The sequence below is a fragment of the Actinokineospora sp. genome (assembly GCF_050699995.1).
GTDB lineage: Bacteria > Actinomycetota > Actinomycetes > Mycobacteriales > Pseudonocardiaceae > Actinokineospora.
On sequence record NZ_JBOHGC010000516.1, the window covers coordinates 1 to 2,501 of the forward strand.

General features: G+C 64.9%; 2 protein-coding genes. One reads left to right on the forward strand and one right to left on the reverse strand.

Annotated elements, in window-relative coordinates:
* Positions 1 to 1,447, forward strand: a 1,447-nt coding sequence (locus tag ACRDSQ_RS25700; protein WP_431424531.1) for a hypothetical protein, incomplete at its 5' end; no start/stop codon positions are given.
* 51 nt (positions 1,448 to 1,498) lie between these two features.
* Here ACRDSQ_RS25700 and ACRDSQ_RS25705 read toward each other — a convergent pair.
* Complete coding sequence (locus ACRDSQ_RS25705) at positions 1,499 to 2,197, reverse strand: winged helix-turn-helix transcriptional regulator (protein WP_431424532.1); 699 nt, start codon at positions 2,195 to 2,197, stop codon at positions 1,499 to 1,501.
* Between the last annotated feature and the right edge of the window lie 304 nt (positions 2,198 to 2,501).

Here is a 2,501-nt window from a genome sequence, read left to right on the forward strand (position 1 = left end):
GAAGGCGCTGCTCGCACTGTCATCACAAGACCGGTATTTCGCCGCCGCGCTGAGCTCAGATGTGGCGAAATTCGTTGCGGCGCCCACCCTCGCGAGGGCGGTGGCCATGAAGGTGCTGGCCGAGGAAGGGCCCCTTGGTCTCGTCTGGCACTACGCGCTCGTCGACGACCGCGTCGCGCAGCACATCGCAACGGATAACGACCTTGGTGACGCGCTGCTCGAGGGCCAGGAGGAGCTCGAGAACATCGAGTCGGAGGACCACGACGAGCGGTTGGCCAGGTGGCTGGGGATGTCCCCCCGCGAACGCGAGGTTCTGCGGGCGCTGGCGGGGCGGACGGCGTCGCCGATGCCCCTCACCGCGGCGTGGCTCGACAAGCTGCAGGCGGCGTTGCGACGGATGCGCAGCCATGCCGAGAACATCGGCGGCCTTGCGGTGCTATACCACACCACCCGCCCTGACATGGCGATCTGGGCGGGACTCTGGGAGGGTGACTCGGAGCTCAGGGACGCACGCGAACGGGGCGAAACCGAGGTCGCCGAGTTCGACGACGGTGGCGAAGACACCAGGGCCCAGATTTGGGAGGACCTGCCCTCTGAGGGCCGGGTGATGTTGACCGAGTTGTCGACGATCGCGTCGAACTGGTCTCGGTCTGATGCTCGCATGCTCGAGCAAGCTCGCGCCGCGCTGGCCGCCGACGGCGACCTCGGTCTGCACGTGTTCCTACGCGAACCCGGTCAGGATTGGCGGCTGACGGTGGACTTGGGCGACCAGTTGACCGCTGCCGACGCGAAGGCGGGGAGCGCGGTCCGGGTGTTCGACAGTGCGAGCTTCGATGAGCGGCTCGCCGCATGGGCGACATTTCCCCAGCGGCAGCGGGACTTGCTCGTACAGGTGAGCGTTGGGGCAAGGAACGTACGCATGCGAGTCGAGGGGTTCATGCACCAAGTGTTGAACCAGGTGCATAACGGCACGCTGGCGGAGCTTTGGCAGTGTTGGCAGCGCAACAGCCTCCACGTCGCGGTGAACCTGAACGCGCCGGATCAGTCGCTCCTTGCCGACGCGCTCGGTCAGGCGAGGATTTTGATCACGGAGATCGTCCCGGCCTGCCGAGACCTCGACGACGAGGTCTTGGCTCAATGGGTGACCAAACAAAACGAGTTCACGCTCCGCGAAGTCGCTGCCGCCGACAAAGACCTGGCCCGGCGCATCGCCGTGATCACCGCGGGAAACACCACGCGACCCACCGATGGCAGCGGGAGCGAGCGGACGGCGTCGACCACGACTCCGACCACGACTACGACCACGGTACCGACCCGCGATGCCGCGCTGGATTCGACCATACGTGCCATGCCGCCCGGTGACGTCCACCGCTTCGTCCACGGCGAAGATGTCGATACCGACACACTCCTGGAGATGCTGATCCACTCGATCACCCACCACGACTAATCAGAACCCGCCTCAGACCGACATGACTCGGGCTGCCCGGATCAGCTGGTGTCAACCGGATGACGGCGAACCGCAGGACACGAAGTCGGGCGGGCTGCAACCGTGTGGGCTCAATGGTTCGAAGCGGTAGCCGAAGCCGCGGACGCTGCGGATCACCTCAGGCTCGCCAAGTTTGCGCCGTAGGGTCATCACGGTCTGACGCACTCGCCACGGCCCCAGGTGCCTCGTCCGACGGTGCAGTTGCTCGGCGCTGAGGACGGCCCCGTTGGCCCGCATCAGGGCGATCAACAGCGCGAATTCCTTCTTCGCCAGCGGGATGAGGCCGCCGCTTCGCCGGACACCCTGCTTCTTGGACTCCAGGACGATGTCGGCACGCTCGACGCGGCTCGACGCGCGGCGAACCGCCGCGCGAACGCGCGCGACGAGTTCGGCTGGTGGGCAGGGAACGGTGAGGAAACCGTCGACGTCGAGCCCGCTGAGCCGGGCGATCTGTTCATCGGCGTGCGGCTCGACGACAAGCGCCAGCAGTTGCGCGAAGGGGTCGACTATCCGCAACTGTCCACAGAGGTCGACGTCTTGCCCGCAGTGCGGTCGCGAACTCACGATCACGACATGGAAGGAGTCGGTCGCCAGCAGCTCGATGGCTTCTTTGTCGTTGTGCGCGACGGCGAGAACAGACGCGTGCGGCTCGAGCGTTGCTTCGACGTGGTCGGCCAAGTACCGGCCTTCTTCGACCAGGAGAACCTTCATCTGTCCTGGAACCCGTCCTGCGCGGCTAGGTGGCGACGGTGCTGTGCGGTCATGATGTCCTTGTGCGGTCGAACGAACACCCGATGTCGTGGGCCAGTGTCGGGCGCTGAGCGAGCACAAGCCATGGCACGTCGGGTATCTCCCAGAGCATCGACCGATGCCCGATCGGGCAGTAAGGAACTGTAAAGAAATAACTAATTGATCTCGTTGGGTTTTCTGGTATGATCTTCACGTGGCGATCGATCGGTCTGGACCCAATGCCGTGTAGCTTAAGTTGATCATGATGCTGGTCGGGGTGTCAGTC

What these genes read in the sequence shown, in the direction of transcription:
- ACRDSQ_RS25705 (WP_431424532.1), bottom strand. Translation starts at nt 2,197, where the DNA reads ATGAAGGTTCTCCTGGTCGAAGAAGGCCGGTACTTGGCCGACCACGTC.